The 23,416-nt window shown below is 64.7% G+C and carries 20 protein-coding genes; 9 read left to right on the forward strand and 11 right to left on the reverse strand.

The annotated features are described in order from the left end of the window. Positions 1–5: 5 nt before the first annotated feature. The 4 genes from NJ75_RS23325 to NJ75_RS11195 are packed head-to-tail and all read right to left on the reverse strand — an operon-like array spanning position 6 to position 3,781. Positions 6–620, reverse strand: coding sequence for a gluconate 2-dehydrogenase subunit 3 family protein (locus NJ75_RS23325; protein ID WP_052242365.1), 615 nt, complete (start codon positions 618–620; stop codon positions 6–8). Between the two features lie 60 nt (positions 621–680). Next, entirely contained in the window at positions 681–1,538 is an 858-nt protein-coding gene (locus NJ75_RS11185) for a sugar phosphate isomerase/epimerase family protein (RefSeq protein ID WP_039334482.1), read from the reverse strand. Between the two features lie 3 nt (positions 1,539–1,541). Then, on the reverse strand, positions 1,542–2,834 hold the full coding sequence (locus NJ75_RS11190; RefSeq protein WP_039334484.1) for an MFS transporter: 1,293 nt from the start codon (positions 2,832–2,834) through the stop codon (positions 1,542–1,544). Positions 2,835–2,866: 32 nt separating this feature from the next. Next, entirely contained in the window at positions 2,867–3,781 is a 915-nt protein-coding gene (locus NJ75_RS11195) for a ThuA domain-containing protein (protein ID WP_052242367.1), read from the reverse strand. Between the two features lie 282 nt (positions 3,782–4,063). On the opposite strand from NJ75_RS11195, the gene NJ75_RS11200 reads away from it, so the two are divergent. After that, positions 4,064–4,840, forward strand: coding sequence for an SDR family NAD(P)-dependent oxidoreductase (locus tag NJ75_RS11200; RefSeq protein ID WP_039334485.1), 777 nt, complete (start codon positions 4,064–4,066; stop codon positions 4,838–4,840). Positions 4,841–4,867: 27 nt separating this feature from the next. Here NJ75_RS11200 and NJ75_RS11205 read toward each other — a convergent pair whose 3' ends face one another. Together NJ75_RS11205 and NJ75_RS11210 are read right to left on the reverse strand one after the other, a co-directional pair. Beyond that, a complete protein-coding gene (locus NJ75_RS11205; RefSeq protein WP_039334487.1) occupies positions 4,868–5,521 on the reverse strand; it encodes a TetR/AcrR family transcriptional regulator in 654 nt (217 codons plus the stop codon). A 65-nt stretch (positions 5,522–5,586) separates the two neighbouring features. Further along, positions 5,587–7,512, reverse strand: a complete 1,926-nt coding sequence (locus tag NJ75_RS11210) for a flavin-containing monooxygenase (protein WP_052242369.1) — start codon at positions 7,510–7,512, stop codon at positions 5,587–5,589. 120 nt (positions 7,513–7,632) lie between these two features. Here NJ75_RS11210 and NJ75_RS11215 point away from each other — a divergent pair, with 120 nt between their 5' ends. The 3 genes from NJ75_RS11215 (at position 7,633) to NJ75_RS11225 (ending at position 13,269) form a co-directional block, all read left to right on the forward strand. Next, complete coding sequence (locus NJ75_RS11215) at positions 7,633–9,078, forward strand: NAD-dependent epimerase/dehydratase family protein (RefSeq protein WP_236727129.1); 1,446 nt, start codon at positions 7,633–7,635, stop codon at positions 9,076–9,078. 396 nt (positions 9,079–9,474) lie between these two features. Next, on the forward strand, positions 9,475–11,943 hold the full coding sequence (locus NJ75_RS11220; RefSeq protein ID WP_039334489.1) for a TonB-dependent receptor: 2,469 nt from the start codon (positions 9,475–9,477) through the stop codon (positions 11,941–11,943). A gap of 213 nt (positions 11,944–12,156) precedes the next feature. Beyond that, positions 12,157–13,269, forward strand: a complete 1,113-nt coding sequence (locus tag NJ75_RS11225) for an acyl-CoA dehydrogenase family protein (RefSeq protein ID WP_039334491.1) — start codon at positions 12,157–12,159, stop codon at positions 13,267–13,269. Between the two features lie 27 nt (positions 13,270–13,296). Here the strand turns inward: NJ75_RS11225 and NJ75_RS11230 are convergent, their stop codons facing one another. Continuing rightward, the gene (locus tag NJ75_RS11230; protein WP_052242371.1) at positions 13,297–14,292 is read right to left on the reverse strand and encodes an alpha/beta hydrolase; all 996 of its coding nucleotides are present in this window, start codon (positions 14,290–14,292) and stop codon (positions 13,297–13,299) included. Between the two features lie 103 nt (positions 14,293–14,395). Here NJ75_RS11230 and NJ75_RS11235 point away from each other — a divergent pair, with 103 nt between their 5' ends. Together NJ75_RS11235 and NJ75_RS11240 are read left to right on the forward strand one after the other, a co-directional pair. Further along, on the forward strand, positions 14,396–14,857 hold the full coding sequence (locus tag NJ75_RS11235; protein ID WP_052242373.1) for a VOC family protein: 462 nt from the start codon (positions 14,396–14,398) through the stop codon (positions 14,855–14,857). 21 nt (positions 14,858–14,878) lie between these two features. Continuing rightward, positions 14,879–15,733 (forward strand): SDR family NAD(P)-dependent oxidoreductase, encoded by an 855-nt coding sequence (locus NJ75_RS11240; protein WP_039334493.1) that lies wholly within the window; start codon positions 14,879–14,881, stop codon positions 15,731–15,733. Positions 15,734–15,782: 49 nt separating this feature from the next. On the opposite strand, the gene NJ75_RS11245 is transcribed toward NJ75_RS11240, so the two are convergent. From NJ75_RS11245 to NJ75_RS11260, 4 genes are read right to left on the reverse strand one after another with little or no spacing between them, the layout of a single operon-like run. Then, on the reverse strand, positions 15,783–16,682 hold the full coding sequence (locus tag NJ75_RS11245) for an NAD(P)-dependent oxidoreductase (RefSeq protein WP_039334494.1): 900 nt from the start codon (positions 16,680–16,682) through the stop codon (positions 15,783–15,785). Between the two features lie 18 nt (positions 16,683–16,700). Continuing rightward, on the reverse strand, positions 16,701–18,137 hold the full coding sequence (locus NJ75_RS11250) for an aldehyde dehydrogenase family protein (protein WP_039334495.1): 1,437 nt from the start codon (positions 18,135–18,137) through the stop codon (positions 16,701–16,703). Further along, positions 18,137–19,375 (reverse strand): CaiB/BaiF CoA transferase family protein, encoded by a 1,239-nt coding sequence (locus tag NJ75_RS11255; protein WP_039334496.1) that lies wholly within the window; start codon positions 19,373–19,375, stop codon positions 18,137–18,139. The genes NJ75_RS11250 and NJ75_RS11255 overlap by 1 nt, the downstream gene beginning before the upstream one ends. Continuing rightward, positions 19,372–20,178, reverse strand: a complete 807-nt coding sequence (locus tag NJ75_RS11260) for a crotonase/enoyl-CoA hydratase family protein (protein ID WP_039334497.1) — start codon at positions 20,176–20,178, stop codon at positions 19,372–19,374. The genes NJ75_RS11255 and NJ75_RS11260 overlap by 4 nt, the downstream gene beginning before the upstream one ends. 100 nt (positions 20,179–20,278) lie before the next feature. Between NJ75_RS11260 and NJ75_RS11265 the strand changes: the two genes are divergently transcribed. The 3 genes from NJ75_RS11265 (at position 20,279) to NJ75_RS11275 (ending at position 23,411) form a co-directional block, all read left to right on the forward strand. Next, positions 20,279–21,154, forward strand: coding sequence for a LysR family transcriptional regulator (locus tag NJ75_RS11265; RefSeq protein ID WP_039334498.1), 876 nt, complete (start codon positions 20,279–20,281; stop codon positions 21,152–21,154). A 119-nt stretch (positions 21,155–21,273) separates the two neighbouring features. After that, entirely contained in the window at positions 21,274–22,431 is a 1,158-nt protein-coding gene (locus NJ75_RS11270) for an acyl-CoA dehydrogenase family protein (RefSeq protein WP_039334499.1), read from the forward strand. A 14-nt stretch (positions 22,432–22,445) separates the two neighbouring features. Next, the gene (locus NJ75_RS11275) at positions 22,446–23,411 is read left to right on the forward strand and encodes an acyl-CoA dehydrogenase family protein (protein ID WP_039334500.1); all 966 of its coding nucleotides are present in this window, start codon (positions 22,446–22,448) and stop codon (positions 23,409–23,411) included. Positions 23,412–23,416 lie beyond the last annotated feature (5 nt).

Below are 23,416 nucleotides of genomic sequence, written 5' to 3' on the forward strand. Positions count from 1 at the left end.
TCCGCTCAGAACGGACCGAGGCCGAGGAAAGGCCGGGATTTCGGGGTAAGCTTGACCGAGGCCTGGTAGGGGCCGGGCACGTGATCATAGACCAGCTCGTGCTCGCTGCCGGTCGGGCTGTAGTAGTAGAGGCCGATGACCAGCTCCTTCAGCCGCTTGTAACCGGCATCGGTCGGTACGGTCCCCGTCTGCAGGAACCCCGCCTTGTTGGCATCGAGCGGGGCTGTCGGCTTGAGCGCGGCGGCATCGTGGGCGCGCAGCACCGTTTCGCGCTCCTTTGCGGAAAGCGCGGCAAAGCTGCGCCCCTTGGCAGCTTTGGCCGAGGCATCGATCCGGTCAAGCGCCGCGAGGATCTCGGCCCGGGTGGCCGATGCGGCCCAGTTCTTGAGCATCGCGTCAAGCCGGGCGGGGACTTGCGCCGCAAGCGCGCCCGGCGTGTCGGTGACGGGCAGCATCGTGTCGGCCACGCTTGAAAGCAGCGCAAAGCGAGGGGCGGGGAGGAAGGGCGTGGTCTTGCCGGCCGGTGCCGCAAGTGCCTCGATTGGAAGTGCTGCCGCGCCAAGCAGGGCAGCAAAGCCGGCCAAGATGCCACGGCGATCGGTTTCGGGAAGATCAATCATCGGCAGTCTCCGTGTTCTGGCTTGCGTCTTGGCGCAGGGCAAAAATGGCAGGTGTGGACATCATGCCTGGCCCCAGCATGCGCGGATAAAGCGGTGCCCCTCGGTGTAGACCTCTTCCGGGCTGCTGAAGAAATCGCGCCATACGCGGGTTGCGGCGGCGAGCTCGGGCAGGCCCTTGCCGAAGGCCTCGATGGTCAGCCAGCCATCGTACCCCGTCTGCTTGAGTGCGGCGATGGCCTCGGCAATCCTGGCATGCCCGCGCCCCGGAGTGCCGCGATCGTTCTCGCTGATGTGGACATGGGCCACGTGGCCGCGCGCCAGTGCCTTGCGCAGCGCCGCCACCGGGTCCTTCTCCTCGATATGGGCATGGAACGTATCGTAAAGGATGCCGAACCCGGGTGCATCGAGACGGTCCAGATAGGCGCTCGCCTGTTCGCAGGTGTTGAGCAGGTAGCACTCGAAGCGGTTGAGGGGTTCCAGCGCCAAAGGCAGGTTTGCCGCGCGGGCGCGTTCGGCAACTGTCCGGTGCACCTCGGCGCAACGCTCAAGCTCGGCCTCGGTCGGCCCGGCCCCGCTGAACAGCCCGAGCGGCTGGAACAACGGTCCGGCCAAAACCTGCGCGCCGAGCGCCGCTGCGCAATCGATCACGCGCTCAAGATGCTGGACCGCACGGGCGCGGACTGCGGGATCGGGTGAAATCGGATTGTGCGCTTCGTCCGGAAGAATGGCCGTTGCCGTGCGTTCGAGCCCGATGCCGTCAAGGATGTCGGCCAGCCCGGCAAAGTGCGCGCTGCTCGAAACGTCGAACAGCGGGACTTCCACGCCGTCGAACCCGGTGTCCTTCAGCGCTGCGAGCAGCGGCGCATCAGCGGGCGTGACATGCCCCGTCCACAGCATCAGGTTGATGCCGACCTTCACAGATCAGGCCTTTCCGCTTTTCCGTTCGACGAGGCGCACGGCGAGGAAGATGAAGAAGAGCACCACCGGAATGATGGCAATGGTCTGGAAGCTCTTCTCTGCAGCGTAGGCAAGAACCTGCTGCAAGGCATCGCTGCCGGGCTGCAATGCGGCGAAGGCTTCTTCGCCCCCGGCCTTCTCCAGCTTGGCCCTGTCATAGATCGCGCCGAGTTCGGGGAGCACGAAGTAGATCGCCAGCGCGCCGGCAAAACCGACCAGGCCAATGCCCCATGGGCCAGAGCGCGGGTATCGCCGCGAAACTGCCGCCAGCATGGTCGGCCACATGAAGCACACGCCGAACGCCCAGACCGTTGCCGCCAGTACCGCGGTAACGGGTGAGTTCGCCACCGACAGCAGGTACAGGCCCACGGCCGCGGGCACCGTGCACATCAGCAGAAGGCCCATGTCGGAAAAACGATGTTCCAGCGCGCCGGCGAAATGGCGCATGACGAACATGATCGCAGAGACATAGACCAGCACGAGGATGCCCGGCATGCCGACGGTATTGGTCAGCGTCACATCGACCCATGCGCCCGGCGCCAGTTCGCTCGACGCGGTCAGGAACATGATGGCGAAGAATACCCAGAAGCTCGGCCGCTTGAACGGCTCGGTCATCATCTCGCCGAAGGAGACGCCTGCCACGGCGCTTTCGGTCTGCGGGAACTGGTGGCGGGCTGCCCAGATTGCCAGAGCCACGCCGGGAATGAGGCACAGGCCCACCAGCGCCTGCCACGGCAGGTCGAGCGACTTGAAGAACAGGACCGAAAGCAGACCGCCGAGGATCAGGCCTGCCGGCCACCAGGCGTGCAGCTCGTTGAGCTTGCCTGTCTTCTCGTCGGGAAAGAGCGTGGCCACCACGGGATTGATCGAGGCCTCGGTCGCTCCCCAGCCGCAGCCCCACAGAACCATGGCCAGGTTGAGCACGAGCATGATCGAGGCGGGTGGAGCGTTCCCCGCCAGCAGCACAAGGAGCGGGCCGAGGATGAAGCAGGCCGAGGCGAACAGGATCACCTTCTTTGCGCCCAACTTGTCGAGCAGCGGCGAGATGACCAGCAAGCTGATGGCAAAGCCGAGGAAAGAGTTGCCGAGCACGACGCCGATAAGCTCGCCCGAATGCTGCGGGTCGATCGGATCGAGCAGGGCTGTCTTCATTGCCCCGGCGGCGCCTGCGCGCACGGCGTTCGCCAGTGCCGCACAGAACAGGGCAAGGACGCAGATCCAGAAGATCGATTTCCTGTTCTGGGATGTGGTTGCCATGAAAGAATTCCCCGCCCGTTCCTGTGGTTGCTCTATTTCGGTTGCTTGCCTTGCGCGGGCCCGGCGGCGCTGGCGGCATCGCTGCCGCAGTCGCTGCCGGCGCGCTTCATCGCCCACTGTACCGCACCCGTAAGGAACTGGCGGTACTGGGGATCGTCGTAAGTCTGTGCAGTGTGGCCTGCCGCAGCGTAGAACACGCGCCCTTGGCCAATGCATCGCCACCACGCCACGGGATGGTCCTTGCCCATGGCAAGTTCGGTGCCCATGAACGAACCCGGCTTGTAGCTGCCCTCGTCGATCGTGGCGAGAACGGTCAGCCCGGGGATGCCGCGCGGCGACTTGTCGAAGGAATACCATTCGTCGACATGATCGAACCTGTCAGGCAATGACGCGGTCGAAGGGTGCGCATGGGTTTCGACGTTGACGGCAGCGCTCTGGAACTGCGGGTCCATCGGATGGCCGATGAAGTTCGTGCCGATCACCGAGGTGACATACCAGTCCCACGCCTTGTGCGAATTGTCGCCCGCGCCGTGGATCCCGACGTAGCCACCGCCATTTTCGAGATAGGCCTTGAACGCAGCGCGCTGTTCGGGCGTGAAGACGTCGCCGGTGACGTTGGAGAACACCACGGCATCGAAGCGGGACAGGATCTCGGGGCTGAAGGCCGCTCCGTTCTCCGTCTGGTAGAGGCCCCAGCCATTCTGCCGGGCCAGCGCGTCGAACATTTTCGCAGCAGCGGGAATCGCCTCTTCATGGCGAAAGGCATTGGTCTTCGAGAAGACCAGCACGGCGGGGCGCGGAATGTTGGCGGGAATTTGCGGCGGGACCGTCTCATAGACTTTGACACCGCCCAGAAACACGCGCTGGATCAGGTCCCAGTTGCGCCACGCCAGGATCGCCATGACTACCGCGGCCGCAAGCAACAGCAGGCCGAGCACCTTCAGCACTTTGCGCAATATCGCTCTCCCCGCGCCGTCGATCCTTTTGGACCCCAACTAGATAGCGCTGTCAATGTGGTTGGTAACCCGCATGCCCGGCCAGCGCAAGGGCATGGCAGTTCACGAGGATGGTGAGTAAAAACTTAGTTCCTTTACGCACCATGATGGGTATATGTCTACGCATTCCTGGCAAGTCGGCGAGGCATGCTTCACCTTTGCGCATCCTGTGATGCGTATGGCGTGGGCTCTGGCCCCTGATGAGCACTCGATTGACGTGAAGAAGGGACGATCATGACCAACCGACTTGCCGGCCGCCGCATCATCGTTTTCGGCAGTGCGACGGGCATTGGCGCAGCCACCGTTCGCCGCCTTGCCGAGGAGGGCGCGCAGGTATGCGCAGCAGATATCAACATCGCCGGTGCGACGAAGGTTGCCGAGGACGCCGGTGGCGCCACATTCGCCGTCCATGTCGACATCGCTGACGAAGCCTCCGTCCAGCAGGCGACCGCGGCCGCGGTGGATCGGTTCGGCGGGCTTGATGGAGCGCATATCAACGCGGCCGACCTGCGCGTGATCATGGAAGATTCCGATGCCTTGGCGATCGACCTCGCCACCTTCGATCGCACTATCGCGGTAAACCTGCGGGGCCACCTGCTGTGTACCCGCGAAGTTCTGCCACACCTCGTTGCCAGTGGGGAGGGCGCGATTGTCTATACCAGTTCGGGCGCTGCCCACGGCGCCGAGCCAACACGTCCCTGCTATGCCATGGCCAAGGCCGGACTGAACGCATTGATGCGCCATGTCGCGGCACGCTGGGGAAAGGAAGGGGTCACGGCCAATGTCCTCGCGCCCGGTTTCACCGTCACGGGCGAGATGAAGGCGCAGATGGACGCGAATGCCGAGGAGGCCAGGAAGTGGGCGGACTACTACATGGCCCGCACCCCCCACACGCGCCTCGGTACATCCGAAGACCATGCCGGCGTCGTCGCCATGCTGCTGTCGCAGGACGGGCGCTGGATCAATGGCGGGATCTTCGATGTCAACGGCGGCTCGCTGATGCGCGCCTGAATGCCGGCGTAGCCCTTTCGGCAGCGCTCAATCGCGCAGGTGGCGCTCGATCGCTTCGTCGGTGAAGCCCACCCCGCGGCAGCAGAACCATACGGCGTCGCGGATGAGGTCCTCGGTGTTGCCGTGGTAGGGCGAGCGTTCGACGTTCGAAGCCAGCACGTTGAGCACGGTGCCGACGTGTTCGGTGAACAGCGAGGTGTTGGCGACCGAGATTTCCCGGCCCACCACCTCGCCAGCGTCGCGCGCCTGGCGCAAGGCGGCGGTGAGGCGATGATTCATCAACCGGTGCGCGCGGCGATAGACCAGCGTGGCAAACCGCGCGTCGCCGATCAGGCTGGCAAGCAGCAGGCGGAAGCCTTCCTTGAAGCGCACCTGGGACGGCCCGATGACGAGGCTGAAATAGGCATGGAGATTGCGGACCAGCGCCCGCCCGTTGAGTTCCTGGAGCCCGAGGATCTCGTAGCTGGCATCCTGTTCGCGGATCACTTCGCGCAGGACGGCGCGGTAGAGCGCCTCTTTAGAGGGGAAGTGCCGGTACATCAGCGCTTCGGATACGCCCGACCGCTTGGCAATCTCCTGCGTGCGCGCCGCTTCATAGCCACTCTGCGCGAAAATTGCGCGGGCGTTGGCGAGAATGAGCGCCTTGCGGTCTTTCGCGGGGAGGCGGGTGCGTTTGGTCACGCATCCCGACTAGGGCGAAACCACGGTCCCGCGCAAGAGAGATGCATGGAACCGGGTTGGCGGTCTCAATCGATCAGGCGATAGCAGCCCGGTTCCGGGCGGCGGGTGGCGTTGAAGAAGTCCACCAGGCGCCAAGGCCACGACAGAAAGACCCGGCCTTTCGAGTTGTTGTAGTAGGAATTGGCGCGCGGGTGGGTCCAGATCATCTGCGGCATGCGCTCGTCCACCTTGCGGTTCCAGGCATCGAATGCGTCCTGCTCCACCTCGAAGGCGCGGGCGCCGGCTTCGGTGATGCGATCGAGCGCCTCGATGATCCAGTTGACCTGCGCTTCGGAGATGAGGTTCTGGCCGGCCGCGTGATTGGGCGCGCTGTTGGGGCCAACGGTGTGGAAGTAGTTGGGATAGCCCGGGACGCACATGCCAAGGTAGCTGCGCGGGTCTTCCGCACCCCATTCCTCGCCCAGTTCACGCCCGCCTTCGCCCCTGATCACAAGGTTGCCGACCATCTGCGCGACGTTGAAACCGGTGGCGCAGATGATCACGTCGCACTCGAACACCGAGCCGTCTTTCGCCTCGATGCCATTTGGCAGGATGCGGGCGATGCCCTGCGTTTCCAGGTGGACGTTGGGGCGGGCGAGCGCATCGAACCAGCCATTGTCGAGGATAATGCGCTTGGAGAAGATCGGGAAATCGGGGGTGAGCTTCTCGATCAGGTCGGGCCGGTCGGCAAAGCGCTGCTGCATGTAGCCGAGCGCGTACTGGCGCGTCATCTCGTTGCCTTCGGAGACGGCCAGCATATTGCCTTCCCACGCCGGGTCCTTGAGCACGTTCGAGAACAGTCCGTCGGCCGCGGCCCAGTAGACGCGGAAGCGGAACCATTCCTTGAAGGTGGGGATGTTGGCCAGCGCCCACTTCATCCCCTCGCTCACCTCGTGGGCGATTTCCGGATTGTAGAGCACCCAGTGCTTGGTGCGCTGATAGACGGTGAGTTCGGCCACCTCGGGCGCGATCGCGCCGCAGAGCTGGGCCGAGCTGGCTCCGGTGCCGATGACGGCGACGCGCTTGCCCTTCAGGTCGAGATCGGCGGGATAGGCGGCGGTGTGGACGACGGGGCCCTTGAAGCCGGACAGGCCCGGAATGTCCGGCATCTTCGGGCGGTTGACCGGACCGTGGCCGTTGATCACCGCGTTGACGACAAGGTCTTCTGTCTGGCCATCGGCACGGCGGACAGTGACGGTCCAGGTGCAGGACTTCTCGTCCCAGACCAGCTTTTCGACCGTGGTGTTGAAGCGGATGTCGCGGCGCAGGTCGTACTTGTCGGCAACGCCCGTCATGTAGCGCTGCATGTCGGCGCCGTGGGGGTGGTAGTGCTGCCAATCGGGCCAGATTTCCCAGCTGAAGCTGTAGAAGTGGCTGGGCGTATCGACGCCGACGCCGGGGTAGCGGTTCTCGTACCAGGTGCCGCCGACTTCGGGGTTCTTCTCGATCACGACGAATTCATAGCCCGCCTCGCGCAGCTTGGTGGCGGCGGCCATGCCGGTCATGCCCGCGCCGATGACGAGCACCTTGAAGCCGGCCTTGGGGGCAGGACGATCGGGCAGCTTGCTGCGGTCTATCCAGGGACGGAAGCCGCACTGGTCGTTCACCAGGTCGACGAACTCGGTGTCCACCGGTTCGCCCACGGTCACCGACATTATGCGCTGGACGAGCGCGTCCGAGGGTTCGCTGCTGGCGAGGCCTTCGCCGGTGGTGAGCAGGTGCCGCAGCTTGAGGCGCAGCGCGTCGGCCAGCTCGTCGGGAATTTCCGTCGGAGGATAGGAGAACGCGGGCCGGATATGGGGCGCGAACTGTTCGAGCAGATCGGTATTGTGCGAGAGATGGACATAGGCCGCAAGCAGGGTCGGCACGTTCGCTTCATCGAGCGCGCGGGCAAGGTCCGGGCCATTGGCCAGTGGTGTAAAGTTGGTGCGCTCAGCCAGAATCGCGTTCATCTCGCCTCTCCGTTTTGATAAGTGGGCACTTACATCATAATTCGGAATTGGCAAAGAGGTCTGTGCAAGCGATTGACTGCCAGCTTGATTTAATCGAACCTATGAGGACAATTATAACCTGTGAGGCAGCCTGACGTGGCGATTTCCACCAAGAAGACGATCTTTCTGACCGGTGCGACCGGCAACATGGGCAGCGCGACCCTTGCCGAACTGGCGGGCAGGGCAGACCGCTTCCGGGTCCGCGCATTGGTGCGGCCGGAGGAGCAGGGCCACCCGGTGGTGAAGCGGTTTGCAAAGCATCCGGCGGTGGAGTGGCTCAGTGGCGATCTGACCAGCGCGCAGGACATGCGCCGTGGTATCGACGGCGTGGATCAGGTGCTGCACATCGGCGGCATGGTCTCGCCCTTTGCCGACCAGTTCCCCGAACTGACCATGAAGGTGAATGTCGGCGGGGCGCGAAACATCGTCGAGGCGATCAAGGCGGCAGGGCAGGCAGAGACTACGGCCCTCGTCTATATCGGCACGGTGGCGCAGACGGGGCACCGCAATGCGCCGGTCCACTGGGGCCGCACCGGCGATCCGATCAAGATCAGCCGGTTCGACCAGTACGCAGTGAGCAAGACCCAGGCTGAAGCCATCGTCGCGCAGAGCGGGCTGAAGCGCTGGGTCTCGCTGCGCCAGACCGGCATTGCGCATCCGGGCATCTGGAAGATCTTCGACCCGATCATTTTCCACAACCCGTTCAACGGCGTGTTCGAATGGGTGACGGTGGGCGATTCGGCCCGGCTTGCGGCGAATGCCTGCGAGGATGCCGTGCCCGAGACGTTCTGGAAGCGCTTCTACAACATCGGCGGCGGGGATAAGCTGCGGGTCACCAATCACGAGTTCGCCCGCATCACCGCACGGGCGCTGGGGCAGAAGGATGCCTTCGCCAGCTTTCGCCCGCACTGGTCGGCGACGCGCAACTTCCATGGCCAGTGGTATGCGGATTCGGATCGGCTCGAGGAGATGGTGCCGTTCCGCTCCGAGACGCTGGAGGACTGGGCACAGGCGATGGTCGCCAGCATGCCGGTGCCGGTGCGGCTTGTCGCCCGATGGTTTCCGGGCGCGGGGCGCAGCCGGATGGAGAAGCTGGCAAAGGGCCCGGGGGGCACTCTCAACTGGATCGCGAATGACGACCGCGAGCACATCGATGCCTATTTCGGATCGCGCGAGGCGTGGGAGCGGCTGCCGCGCACCTGGGCCGACTTCGAGTTTCGCCAGCCCTCGCGCGAGGTCTCGCTGCTCGACCACGGTTATGACACCGATAAGCACGAGCAGGACTGGACCGGCGACGATCTCAGGTCTGCCGCCGCGTTCCGGGGCGGCAAGCATGTTGGCGCGATGGGCGGTGCCGACGAGCCGACGCAGTTCCGCTGCGCCATGGGCCATGACTTCACGATGACGCCCCGGCTCTACCTCAAGGGCGGCCACTGGTGTCCGACCTGCATGGTCGATCAGGACAGCTACGATGCGAACAGGGCCGCCAATCCGTTCTTCGCGCAAGTCTGGCCCGACATGGATTGAGCCCCGGGGACTCAGGCGAGCGACTGTAGCGGGTGCGCGGTAAGGCGCTTTCGCCCTTTGGTTATTGCGTTGCGAAAATGGCGCATTCTTACGCAAATCCCCCGCCGCAGGCCAATTACGACCGAATAAGATCGCTATTGAGCGAATCTGATTTGACGCACCCGGCATCTTTTGTTAGTTAAGACTAACTTCGGCGTGATTGAATGCAAGGACCGAGGGGGAGTGAGTCTGATCTTGGGCGCATGGGCCGGTCCAGCACGATGGACGGTAGGCGCGCTATCGCTCCCCTGAAGTCACCGCACGATCCCGCCGGAATCGGACCGAGCGATCGGCACAAATCCAGGCGCGAACGCAGGCGGGGCCACCTCGCTCTTTCGGCCAACGAGGGGAGGAAACATGAAGTCCGACAACACCAGGTTCGCGCTACTGCTCGGCGCCAGTGCAATCGCGATGCAGCTGCCAGGTGCAGCCATGGCGGCCGAGCCGGCCGACGCCGCGCCGCAGGCGGCAGAGGAAGCGCCGAGCAACGAGATCATCGTTACCGCCACCCGCCAGTCGCAGAAGCTGCAGGACGTGGCGATGACGGTGAACGTGGCCACCGGCGAACAGCTCGAGAAGTTCAAGATCTTCGACGTCAAGGACGTGCAGCAACTCGCTCCTGGCCTGGAACTGACCAACGTCAGCGGCCGCAACAACACCACGACGCTGCGCGGCATTTCGTTCGACCCCGATCAGGGCACCTCGCCCGCCGTGCAGGTCTACCTCAACGAGATCCCGACCGACGCACAGACGGTCTACACCGCGATCTATGACGTGCAGCAGATCGAAGTGCTTCGCGGGCCCCAGGGGCTGCTGCGCGGCCTTTCGGCGCCGGCTGGCGCGATCACCATCGCCACCCGTCGCCCCAGCTTCGAAAAGCCTGAGGGCTACGCGCAGATCACCGGCACGACCCGTGCGGGCTACAACGCGCAGATGGGGGCCTCGCTGCCGTTCTCCGACACGTTCGCGATCCGCGTTGCCGCGCTGGTCGACGGCAACCGCCTCAACAACGTCTATAACGTGACCCGCAAGGAACGCTCGAAGAGCACCACCGAAAGCGCGCGCATCACGCTGGGCTGGAAGCCGACCGACAACTTCACCGGCTACCTGACCTATCAGTACCTCGAAGCCGACAACCGCCAGTTCCAGCAGGTCATCGGCGCGGGCAATACGCCCTACAGCCAGTATTTCACGATTCCGGTTCCGGGTGTGGGCGATCTTCCGGCGCTGCTCGCCGGGGTGTTCGTGCCCGATACGACTGCGCGGTCGGGCCCGGCGCTGACCACGGACGATTATGCCTCGGTGCAGGATGGTGCCTTCCGCAACATCAACAAGTCGCACATCGTCAACCTCAACCTCGACTACGATCTCGGGCCCGCGACAATCGCCTTCGTGGGGGCGCACCAGTTCAGCAGGCTTGACATCCAGCGCGATCTTGATGTGACCAATGCGCTGCCAGGCTATGTGCAGTATTCCGATGTGGTGACGCCCTACAAGGTCGACACGGCCGAATTGCGCCTGACCTCGAACAACAGCGAAGGTCTCGGCTGGGGTCTTGGCGCGTTCTACACGAAGCAGACCGGCACGACCGTGGTCAATCAGGATGCTTCGCAGTTCTGGTATGCGGTAAGCCCTAATGCGCAAGTCAACCTGCCATTCGCCGCGATCGGTTTGCCGATCCCCGGCTTCACGCCGTTCACGCTGCCCAACACACTGGGCATCGCAACGCGCGTCAACGTGCCGGTCAACAACCAGACCTGGTCGTTCAACGCCAACCTGCGCTACCGCTCCGGCCCGCTGTCGATCGAGGGTGGCGTGCGCTATTCGATCATCAAGAGCGTTCAGACCACACAACTGACGCTGAGCGGCGCCGTCAATAGCGGCCCGACCGAGATCATCCCGCCGGCCCTGCAGCGCAATACCAACAAGCCGGTGACGGGCGGCGTGAATATCTCCTACGAGATCACGCCGAACCTCAACGTGTTTGCCGCCTATGGCCATTCGTTCCGCGCCGGCAGCACGGGCGTTGCCGTGCCGGCCGGCATTTCCAACGACCTGATCCGCACCAATCCGGAAAAGAGCGATTCGTTCGAGGGCGGGATCAAGGGCACGATGTTCGATCGCCGCGTCAGCTATTCGCTTTCGGGCTATTACCAGAAGATCGACAACTTCCTGTCGCGGTTCACCGACATCTATTACAACGCTCCCGCGAACCAGCCGGCCACCGGGTTCTTTGACTTCAACTACAATGCCGATGCCACGATCAAGGGCGTCGAAGCCTCGTTCGACGGGCGCGTTTCGGACAACTGGGACCTGGGCGTGTCGGCCGCATACACAAAGGCGCGGTTCGACAATGCCCGCGTGCCGTGCACCGACTTTGCTGGCACCGGCGTCCCCAACCGCAACGGCACGCCAAAGGTTACCGGCACGGGCAATGTCAGCTATTGCGTGGCCAATGGTCGCCTCGCCGAAGTTCCGGACTTCAGCCTGACTGCCAACACCGAACTGCGCCTGCCGATGGGCTCGGTGACGCCGTTCGTGCGCGCCCTGTTCACCTATCGTCCGGGCTTTGATTCAGAGCGGGCGCAGTACACCTATCAGTCGCGCGAACTGCTCAACATGTTCCTGGGCGTGCGCACCGACGACGGCAAATGGGAGTTCGACGTGTTCGCCCGCAACCTGCTCGACCAGCGGCGCGTCACCAACCGTGGCCTCGGCAACGGGACGGTGGATTCCCTGATTGCAGGCACCTTCAATTCGGGCTTCCGGCAGGTCAGCCTGACCAACCCGCGCGAATTCGGCGCCACGCTGAAGTTCAACTGGTAATTGCCTGTCGCGCTTGGCGAAATCTGCAGGGGCCGCTCGCAAGGCGGCCCCTGTGTCGTAGACGGGTGTGCGGCGTAGATGCGCTGCACTTTGGTGCAAATAGACAATTTCACCAGTGTTTTTGCGGCAAAGTTTTGTCTAGATGCTTTGCAAGGCGCAAAATGCGTATCATAAGATTCACATGGCTACGCACTAGGTTTCGAGGGGTATTAAATGTCGATCTCAGCAGCCACGCTCGATCTCGTCGCGGCTCATGCCGAAGAAGGGCGTAAGGCGCGGCGCATTTCCGACAAGGTCGTGGAAGCACTGCGGCAAGAGGGCTTCTTCCGCCACTTTACCCCCGCCAGCCACGGCGGACGCGAAGGGACGCCGCAGGACTTCTTCCTCGACCAGATCGCCATTGCCGAACGCGACATGAGCACCGCATGGGCGCTGGGGATCGTCGCGGTTCACAACTACCAGATCGCGATGATGGACCCTGAGACACAGGCCGAGGTTTTCGCCGATGGCCCGGACGCCATGATCTCCAGTTCCTACAATCCGGTGGGCGCGAAAGTCGAGCGGACCGAAGGCGGCTTCCTGCTGTCGGGCCGGTGGGGCTGGTCGAGCGGGAGCCTGCACTGCAACTGGGTGCTGCTGGGTGGGATGGTGGCCGAGGAGGGCCATCGCACCTTCCTCGTGCCCGCCGGCGATTACCGCATCGACGATACCTGGCACACCATGGGCCTGCAGGGTACCGGCTCCAACGATATCGTGATCGACACACCGGTGTTCGTGCCCGAGCGCCGCAGCCACAAGCAGATGGACGGGTTCAATTCGGTCCACCATCAGGGCAGCGGCGTCTATGACCTGCCATGGGCGCAAGTGTTCATCCGCGTGGTCAACACCGCCGCGATCGGCGCAGTGCGCCATGCCATCGCGCTGTTCAGGGATCGCGTCGGCCTCAGCTCCACCGACATGACCAAGTCCGCCGCCGACCCTGATGTGCTGGAACGCATCGCCCGCGCCTCCAACCTTGCCGAGGAATGCCTGACGGTGATGGTCAGCAACTTCGAGGCGATGGAAAGGGCGGGCTGGAAGCCGACCATCGAGGACCGCGTCCGCTATCGTTATCAGGCCAGCCTCGTGGCGGATCGCTGCATCGAGGCGATGGACCTGCTGATGGACGTGGCCGGTGGCCGCTCGGTCTATCTCGGCAGCGATTTTCAGGATCTGTGGCATGACGTGCGCATGTCGCGCGCGCATGTTGCCAACAATCCGGTCGGCTTTGCGCGCAACTATGCCAGCGTGCTGATGGGCGCCGAGAACCGCGACTTCTTCCTGTAAGTCGCGGTTCTTGTCGGCGCAGCTGATCTATGTTGCGCCGATGCCGAGGTGGCGTTCGAAGAAGCGTGCCATCAGGTCGATTGCCTCGCGAGATTCCGGCAGGGCCAAGCTGAACCAGAAGCCGTGCGGCATCGCTTCGAACACGTGAAGATCGGCATCGCGCCCAGCCTTGCGCAAGGCACGGTGGAACATGGCCGCCGAACTCAGCACCGCATCGCGCGTGCCGGTGACCAGCAGCGTCGGCGGGAAGTCCGAAAGGTCGCCCTTGATCGGGGCTAGCAGCGGATCGTTGCGGTCCGCCGCTCCAACAAAGACACCGCGTTCGCACAGCGGATCGTCCAGCTTTGCGCCGACGTGGCCGTAGAAGCCCGACAGCGTCAGGTAATTGAAGGTATCGCCCAGCTGCGTCACGTCGCCGCCGGCGGTGAACACGCCGCAGGCAGCCGGTAGTGGAAGCCCCTCCTTCTTGAAACGCATGATCGCCATGGCCGTCAGAAAGCCGCCGGCCGAGGTGCCGAACAGGATCACGTCCCTTGCCGCATGGGTCTTCAGCGCATCGCGATAGACCGCGACGATGTCGTCCACGGCCGCGGGGAAGGGGTGCTCGGGCGCAAGACGATAATCGACGGCGATGACTTCGCACCCGGTCTCGACAGCAATCGGGATGGCTTCCACCAGCGAGCCCGAACCCATGACGAAGCCGCCACCGTGCAGGTTGATCAGAATCTTGCCAGCATGGCGCACGCCGTCCTTGGGCGCAATGCGATGGCAGCGCACGCCGTCGATCGCGGTCTCCTCGACCGTGCAGGGATAGGCTTCCAACGCCTGCTGGTTCAGCCATTCGAACATTGGCGCCAGCGGTTCGCGCATCTGCCACATCGGCACCGGGTGCGCGTCCTCGGGCATCTGCTGGTTGGGATCGAAGCGCAGATAGGCCTTGGCCTCGTCGCTGATCGTATCGGGCACGTCGAGCTGGATCCGGCCCAGATCCACGACCCCGTTTTCAACATCATAGCTGCGCATCAGGCTTGTTCCTTCCGGCCTTTCGGCTTGTCATTGCGTAACATATGCGCGAAGAGGCTACGATAATCAATGATAGTGAGTGCTGATTCACTTTCCTTGCGGAATGTCTGAGAGGCCGGCTCGCAAGGCCAGTCACGACATCGCGCAGCGCGAACGGGAGAACGATACGATGACCGCAATTTCCGGCTTCACGAAGCTGATCTGCCGCGATGAAGAGGCGATGGCCTCCTACTACGTGGCGGTCTACGGCTACGGCATTGTCCAGAGGGTGGCTGGCTCAAGCGATGGCGAGCCGTTCCGCGAAGTGATCCTCGCTCCGGGGGGTGACTGGACCAAGGGCTCGCTGGTCATGTTCAACTTTACCGAGCGCGCTGCGCCCCGCGACCAGCAGGTCATCCTCGGCTTCGTGGTCGAGGATCTCGACGCACTTGTCGAAAAGATCACGGCGAACGGCGGCAAGCTGGTCGGCCCCATTCGCGAGGAGGCTGATCACGGCGTGCGCGTGGTATTCTCGACCGATCCCGAAGGCGCGCTGTGCGAAAACGTGCAGATGCTGGCCCATTGATCCGCAGCGGAGAGTAAGTTCATGGCCTTGGACAAGGACGTATTTGCAGGCGGCGTGGCCGTCGTAACCGGTGCCGGTTCCGGCATTGGCGCAGGACTCGCCCGTCGCGCCGGCGCGCTCGGCATGACCGTGGTGGTGACCGACATCAACGAGGCCGCCGCCGCTGAAACTGTCGCCGCGATCAAGGCGGCTGGCGGAAAGGCCGAAGCCGAAAAGGTCGACGTGTCGATTCCCGAAGAGCTCGATCGCCTCGCCGAACTGGTGTTCGCCCGGCATGGCGAAGTGCGCCTGCTGATCAACAACGCGGGTATCGAGACCGTCGGCTACACCTGGGAAGTGCCCACGGCGCGCTGGGAAGCCGCGCTGAACATCAACCTCCATGGGGTGATCCACGGCGTGCGCGCCTTCGTCCCGCGTATCATCGCCAGCGGCCAGGAAGCTTGGATCGGCAACCTTTCCTCCGTTGGCGCCTTCGGACAGATGCCCGCGCAGACCGCCTATATCGTCACCAAGCACGCGGTGCAGGCGTTCAGCGAATGCCTCTATCTCGAGATGGAATTGAAGAAGCTGCCGATCCACGTATCGGCGATCATCCCCGGCATGATGCGCACCAACATCTTCAATGCGGAAGGCGGCGAGGGGGAACCGGCCAACGCCAGCGGCCACCGCCGCGCGATGTTCGAGATGATGCGCGACTACGGCATGGACCTCGACGAGGGCTGCCGCCTGTTCCTCGAACAGATGGCAGAAAACAGGTTCTGGGTGCACAGCCAGCCCGAGATGAGCGAGCAGGCCCTCGGCAGCCGCATCCGTTTCATGCAGGAGCAGACCCCGCCGGTCATGCCGGACATCGCCCGCCAGATCGCGGCGGATTGAGAGGCACGGCAGCGGCGCGCCTTTCGGCGCGCTGCTCTTCCGGCAGACTTCAGCTTGTGCGCGGGGTTTCCACCGCGGCGTTGCGGCAGGCCCATTCGAGCAGAGCCGAATAATCCTTCTTCGCGAATTCCGGCATCGCGCGGGCTCCGCCATAGACGGCGTGAGCGGCCGCGCCGACCGGCAGGCCCATGCGGTATTCCGCCGCAGCCGTCATCGCCAGGGTCATGTCCTTGAAGGCAAGGTCGATGGTGAAGCCGGGGGTGGTATCGCCCTTCAGCACCTTGTTGACCATCAGCGTGTGCAACTGGCCGTTCTGCGCCGTTGTGCTGCCGGTGACCTTCAGGATCGTCTCGATATCTAGGCCAAGACGCGTGCCGAGCGCGACGGCTTCGGCGCTGACTTCGGCGATGGTCAGCAGCAGGAAGTTGTTCACCAGCTTCATCCGGCTGCCCATGCCCTGCCCGCCGCAGCGCATGATGTCCTTGCCCATGGCATTGAGCAGCGGCTCGACGCGGGCGAAGTCCTCGTCGCTCGCGCCCACCATGAACAGCGATTCCCCGCGCTCGGCATGGAGCACGAGGCGGCCGATCGGGCTGTCGACGAAGGCCACGCCCTTTTCGGCACAGGCCCTGGCGACGCGGTCGGTGCCGTTGGCATCGATGGTCGACATGTCGAGCAGCAGCGTGCCGGGCTTCATCTGAGCCAGTGCGCCATCGGGGCCGAGCACCACGGCCTCCACATGGGGCGTCGCGGGCAGGCAGGTGATCACCACCTCGACATCCCTCGCGGCTTCGGCCACAGAGCCCGCCTTGCGCCCGCCCAATGCCACGATCTCGTCGGCGCGGGTCGGGTCGATGTCATAGGCAATGACGTCAAAACCCTTGCGCACCAGATGCATGGCCAGTGGCAGGCCCATCGCGCCAAGGCCGATGTATGCAACAGTCGTCATATCTCTCTCCGACAGCGCTCAGACGGCGCCGTGATTGATGTAGCTGGTCTTGCTCTCGGTGAAGAATTCCGCGGCCGTGGAGCCGGTCTCGCGCGCGCCGTAGCCAGAGGGCGAACGGCCGCCGAGCGGCACGTGGTATTCGAGGCCCGCCGTCGGCGCGTTGACCATGACCATGCCGGCCTTCGACGCCTTGCGGAAGCGTTCCGCATTCTTGAGGCTGGTCGTGGCGATGCCGGATGACAGCTTGTATTCGCAGGCATTGGCAGCGTGGATCGCCTCGTCGAGGTCCTCGACCTTGATCACCGAAGCAATCGGCCCGAAGGATTCGTGCTGGTTGCAGCGCCATTCGGCCCTGGTGCCGGTCAGCAGCGTCGGGGCCATGTAGAGGCCCCGCGTGCGCGCTTCCACGGCACCGCCACCTGCGGCAAGCTCCGCGCCTTCGGCCTGCGCATCGATCACGAACTGCAGGTTCTCGTTGAACTGCTGAACGTTGGCGACCGGGCCGATCTGGGTCTCGGGATCGAGCGCGTGGCCGACGCGGTAGCTGCCCGCCACCTTGGCCATGCGCTCGACAAAGGCATCGTGGATGCCTCGCGTCACGATCAGGCGCTCGGTCCCGGTGCAGCGCTGCCCGGTCTGGATCCAGGCGCCGTTGCTGGCGATCTCGACCGCGAGATCAAGGTCGGCATCGTCGAGCACGACCAGCGCGTTCTTGCCGCCGAGTTCGAGCTGACACTTGGTCATCGTCTCGGCGGCGCGGGTCAGCACGGCGCGGCCCGTGGCGGTGCCGCCGGTGAAGGTCAGGCCGTCGGCCTCGTCGATCATCACGTTGCCGGTAGCGCGGCCATCACCCATGACGAGGTTGAACACGCCCGCCGGAACGCCCGCGTCTTCGATGATCTGCGCCAGCATCACCGCGCAGCCGGGTACGAAGCTGCTGGGCTTGAGCACCACCGCATTGCCATAGGCGAGCGCGCCTGCGATCTTCCATGAAGGGAGGGCGATCGGGAAGTTCCACGGGGTGATCGCGGCGATGACGCCCAGCGGTTCGCGCGTGACCAGCACGTTGAAGCCATCGCGCATCGAATTGTACCATTCGCCCTGCGCGCGGATCACGTCGCCGGCCGCGGCCTGGAAGCACTGTGCGGCGCGCAGGGCCTCGCCTATGCCTTCGGGCAGGGTCTTGCCTTCCTCGCGGCTGAGCAGCTTGCCGATCTCGGGCGCGCGCGCCTTCAGCAGTTCGGCAATGCGGTAGAGGATATCGGCCCGCGCCTGCATGTTGAACGCGGCCCATGCCGGCTGCGCCCGGCGCGCCGCCGCCATGGCCTCGCGCACTTCGGCCTCGCCAACCTTGGTATAGCTGCCCACGGTCTCATCAAGGTCTGACGGATTCTGCGTGGTGAACGGCGTTGCGCCTTCCACCCAGCGACCGTCGATGTAGTTTGCACCCTGCATCACAATGTCTCCGCAATCACGCCAGCCGCCAGCAGGCGTTCGATCTCGTCCTTGCCGAGCCCCAGTCTTTCGCTGAGCACGGCGACGGTATCTTCGCCCGAGCGTGGCGGGGCGTGGCGATAGGTTGCGGGCGAGGCCGAAAGCCGGGCCGGGAAGCCAAGCACCTTGACCGGCGTCCCGTCGGATCGCGCCATCTCGTGCACCAGGCCGCGCGCCTCGATCTGCGGGTGGTCGAGCACTTCGGGAATCTCGTTCACCTTGCCGCCGGGCAGCCCCGCCGCTTCCATCACCGCGATCAGCTCTGCCGATTTCCACCGGGCGATGGCCGGGCGCAACTGCGCGAGCAAGGCATCGCGGTTGACGCTACGGCCAGCGCTGATCGCAAAGCGCTCGTCGTCAGCGAGGTCAGGCAGGCCGATCAGCGCGGTGAAGGCGCGGAACTGCCGATCATTGCCGAGTGCGACGAGCACGCTGCCGTCCGAACAGGCAAAGTCCTGATATGGCACGGTATTGGGGTGCTGGTTGCCCATGCGGCGCGGCACCATACCGCCGTTCATCCAGTTCGACGCCTGATTGGCGAGCAGTGCCACTTGCGTATCGAGCAGGGCAAGGTCGATCCGCTGGCCCTCGCCGGTGGCATGGCGGTGGTTCAATGCCGCCAGCACCGAAATTGCGGCGTAGAGCCCGGTCGTCAGGTCACTGATCGGGATGCCGACCTTCATCGGCCCGCCGCCCGGCTCGCCATCGGGCAGGCCGGTCACGCTCATCAGGCCGCTCATGCCCTGGACGAGGAAGTCGTATCCCCCGTTGTTGCGCAAGGGGCCGGTCTGGCCAAAGCCGGTGATCGAAAGGTAGATCAGGTCCGGCTTGACCTCGCGCAGGGACTCAAAATCGAGCCCGTACTTGGCAAGGCCGCCGACGCGGAAGTTCTCGATCACCACGTCGGCCTGCGCGGCAAACCGGCGGATCAGTTCGGCGCCTGCAGGCTCGGCCATGTCGATCGCGACCGAGCGCTTGTTGCGGTTGGCGCAGAGGTAATAGGCGGCATCGCGGCTGCCGTCGTCAAGGAACGGTGGCCCCCACTTGCGCGTGTCGTCGCCCTGTCCCGGCTGTTCGACCTTGATCACATCGGCGCCAAGGTCGCCCAGGACCTGTGAACACCACGGCCCCGCCAGCACGCGCGAAAGATCGAGGACGGTAATCCCGGCAAGCGGGCCGGCAACCTGCGGTTCGCTCACTCGCCCTTCAACTCCGGCTTGCGCTTTTCGAGGAAGGCACTGACCGCCTCGTGGTGGTCATGGGTGTGATGGGCCAGCGCCTGGTAAGCGGCCGAAAGCTCGAGCAGCGGGGCCAGCTTCATGTCCTGCCCTTCGCGCAGCAGGCGCTTGGCCATGCGGGTGGCATGGCCGGGGTTGGCGGCGATCGAGTGGGCGACTTCGAGGGCACGCGGCAGGAGCCGGTCAGGCGCCACGACTTCGCTGACCAGGCCGTACTCCAGTGCCTTGGCGGCGTCGATGGTGTCGCCGGTCAGCGTCATCAGGCTGGCGCGGGCCATGCCGATCACGCGTGGCAGCAGCCACGCCCCGCCATCTCCCGGCACGATGCCGAGTTTTACGAAGCTTTCCGCGAACAGAGCCTTTTCCGAAGCAATGCGGATATCGGTCATGCAGGCGAGGTCGAGGCCCGCCCCGATCGCCGGGCCGTTGACAGCGGCAACGACCGGCACTTCCAGATCGTAAAGCGCCGTCGGGATCAACTGGATGCCGGTGCGATACTGGTTGCGGATCGAGAACGGCGAGCCGCCGAACATGCCGGTCTTCTCGGCCATGTGCTTGACGTTGCCGCCTGCGCAGAAGGCCTTGCCCGCCCCGGTCAGCACTACCGCACGCACCGAAGCATCGCGGGTCACGTCTGCACAGAACTGCGCGATCTCCTCGCTGTGCGCGGTTTCCGAAATGGCGTTGCGGGTGTCCGGGCGATTGAGCGTGGCGATGACCACCGGGCCATCGCGTTCGACCAGCAGGAAGGGGGTTTCGGACATCGCGCGCTCTCCATGGGCTTTTGATTGGCTGAAACAGCTAGGCTACCCCGTCCTTTCGGGCTAATATTGAATTTTCCGACTTCGATAGTGAGTATATATCGTGGACTTGCGCCAGCTGCGCTATTTCAACGCCCTTGCCGAAACGCTGAACTTCCATCGCGCGGCAGAGCGCCTGCACATCTCGCAGCCACCGCTGACGGTCGCCATTCGCAAGCTTGAGGAAGACCTCGGCGTCGCCCTGTTCGAGCGCGATCCGCGTGGCGTGCGCTTGACGACGGCAGGCCTTGCCGCGGTTGCCCCGGCGCGCGAGGCTCTGGCGGCGGCCGAGAAAGTGCGCGAGGCCGTGCGCCAGGGCGCGGCGGGCCTGCGTGGCCGTCTGTCGATCGGCTTTATCGGCTCGGCCATCGGAGAATTGCTGCCGCGCATCGTCTCCCCCTTTCGCCACGCCTACCCGGAGGTCGAACTCGCGCTGGAGGAGATGAACAGCGTCGAGATCGTCCGGGCCATTGCTGCGCGCCGCTTGGACGTGGGGCTGGTGCGCCTGCCGGTGATGGACTCCGCGCCCGTGGCTATCGACGTGATCGAGACCGATGAACTGGTTGCGGTGCTGCCTGCCAGCGACGTGCTGGCGCGGCGCAAGACGCTTGATCTTGGCGCCTTGGCTGATCGCAGCTTCATCATCTACAGCCCGGTCAGCGTGCTCCATGCCACGATCCGGCTCGCCTGCCATCGTGCCGGGTTCACCCCGCGCGTCGCGCAGGAGGCGGTGCAGGTGCAGACCATCCTCAGCCTTGTCGAAGCCGGGCTTGGCGTGGCGCTGATCCCCGGCCGCAGCGCGCGCTTTGCCGGGGAGGGGGTGCGCATCGTCACCCTGTCAGACCCGGTGCCGATCGCGATGGGCATTGCGCGGGCCGACGAGCCATCTGTGCTGGCACGGAATTTCGTGCGCACTGCTCTGGCCTGTGAGAACGCCTGATATGCAATCACTATCGAACCCGGCAAAATAAATATTTGATGCAGAGTGCCTCCGGGCGCATCGCTTTGCCCTGGAGAGCGGCGCCATGATGCGCCGCCCGGGACAGGAGCCGCCTTTCCGTGTTCGATACCCTGACGCTTGCCCAGTTGCCACCCGAAGACGAAGCGCTGCGGCCTGCCATCCGCACCTTCATTGAACAGCACATTGCCGGCATCCCGATGGATCGCCGCGCGCGGTCGTGGCAGGGCTTCAGCGCGGAATTCAGCCGCGCACTGGGGGAGGCGGGTTTCCTCGGCCTCACGCTGCCCAAGGAATACGGTGGCCACGGCAAGGGCCCATTTGCGCGCTTCGTGGTGGTCGAGGAATTGCTCTGCGCCGGAGCACCGGTCGCCGCGCACTGGATCGCTGATCGGCAGAGCGCGCCACTGCTCCTGAACTTCGGCACCGAGGCGCAGCGCCGCAAGCACATTCCCGCGATCTGCCGGGGCGAACAGCTGTTCTGCATCGGCATGAGCGAGCCGGGCTCGGGCTCGGACCTTGCCAGCGTGCGCACGCGGGCCGACCGCAGCGACAATCGCAGCGGTGGGGGCTGGGTGGTCAACGGCCAGAAGATCTGGACCACCAATGCCATGCATTCGGACTACATGATCGCGCTGGTCCGCACTTCCGGCACTTCGGCAGACCGGCAGGCGGGGCTTTCGCAATTGATCATCGACCTGAAGGCGCCCGGCGTCACGGTACGGCCCATCGTCGATCTTACGGGCGATGCGCACTTTGCCGAAGTGTTCTTCGAGAACGTCGAACTCGGCGAGGATGCGCTGGTGGGGGCAGAGGGTGAGGGCTGGAAGCAGGTCGTCGCCGAACTGGCGTTCGAACGCTCCGGGCCGGAACGCATCTATTCCAGCGCCGTGCTTTTGGATGCCTGGATACGGCACCTGCAGGCGGTGGGCCGCAGCGATTGCGCCGCGCTGGTCGGGCGGCTGACTGCCGAGCTTGCCACGCTGCGCGCCATGTCGATTGCCTGCACGGCGCGATTGGTGGCGGGGGAAAGCCCGGTGGTCGAAGCGAGCATCGTCAAGGATCGCGGCACTGGCTTCGAACAGGAATTGCCGGTGGTGATCGGCGACGATCTCGCCGCGCACCCCGATGAGGCGGTGAGCGAGGAGCTGTATCGCACGCTGCTCTACGTCACGCACATCGCGCCGAGCTTCAGCCTGCGCGGCGGCACGCGCGAGATCCTGCGCGGGATCATCGCGCGCGGCATGGGCCTGCGGTGAGGGGAGAGAAACAGATGGACATCAACGAACTGCTCGAACCCTTCGTCCGCATGCTCGATGCGGCAGCGAGCCCGGCAGTGGTCCGTGCCATCGAACACGGTGGCTCTGCCGACGCTCTGTGGAGAGAGATCGCAGGGTCAGGCTTCCTTGATGCGCTGGTTTCCGATGAACACGGCGGCGCGGGCCTGAGTCTTGCCGATATCGAACCGCTGATCGAGGCACTCGGGGCCCGCGCCGTGCCCCTGCCCGTGGCCGAAACCATGGTCGCCCGCGCGCTGTTGGCCGAGAGCGGGATCGCTGCGCCCGATGGGCCGGTCGTGCTTGTCACCTCGCTGGCGCAGCCGGTGCCTTGCGGACTGGTGGCGCAAGCCGCGCTGGTCGATTGCGGCGATGCGCTGGTGCTGTGCGACATGGCGCAGCTTGCGCCCGCGCCGACCGGCGTCACCAATTCATTGGCTGCACGCATTTCCGGCAAGCCCGAAGGCAGGAGTCTGCCCCGCCCTGCATCCGGCCTGCGCTCCATTGCCGCCGTGCTGCGCGCTGCGCTGATCGCCGGTGCCGCCGCCCGCCTGTGCGACGTGACCACCGCCTATGCATCCGAGCGGGTGCAGTTCGGCAAGCCGATCGGCCGCCAGCAGTCGCTGCAGCAGATGCTGGCGCTGACGGCCGAGGACATGATCGCCTGCCGCATCGCCGCGCAGCTTGGCGCTTCGCATGGTCTGAACGTGCCGCTCGCCGCCGCGGCGACGGCCAAGATCGCCACCTCGTCGGCCGCCCCGCGCATCGCTGCCACTGCTCATGCGGTTCACGGCGCCATTGGCATCAGCGAGGAATACGACCTCCAGCTCCTCACCCGCCGCCTGCACGAATGGCGCCTCGCAGATGGTTCGGAGGGCTACTGGTCGCAAGTGCTGGGGCAAAGCCGACTCGCGTCGACCGTGACAAGCGTGGACTGGATCAGGCAAAGCGTCTTCGCCTGATCCAC

It is taken from the genome of Novosphingobium subterraneum (assembly GCF_000807925.1).
GTDB classification, from domain to species: domain Bacteria; phylum Pseudomonadota; class Alphaproteobacteria; order Sphingomonadales; family Sphingomonadaceae; genus Novosphingobium; species Novosphingobium subterraneum.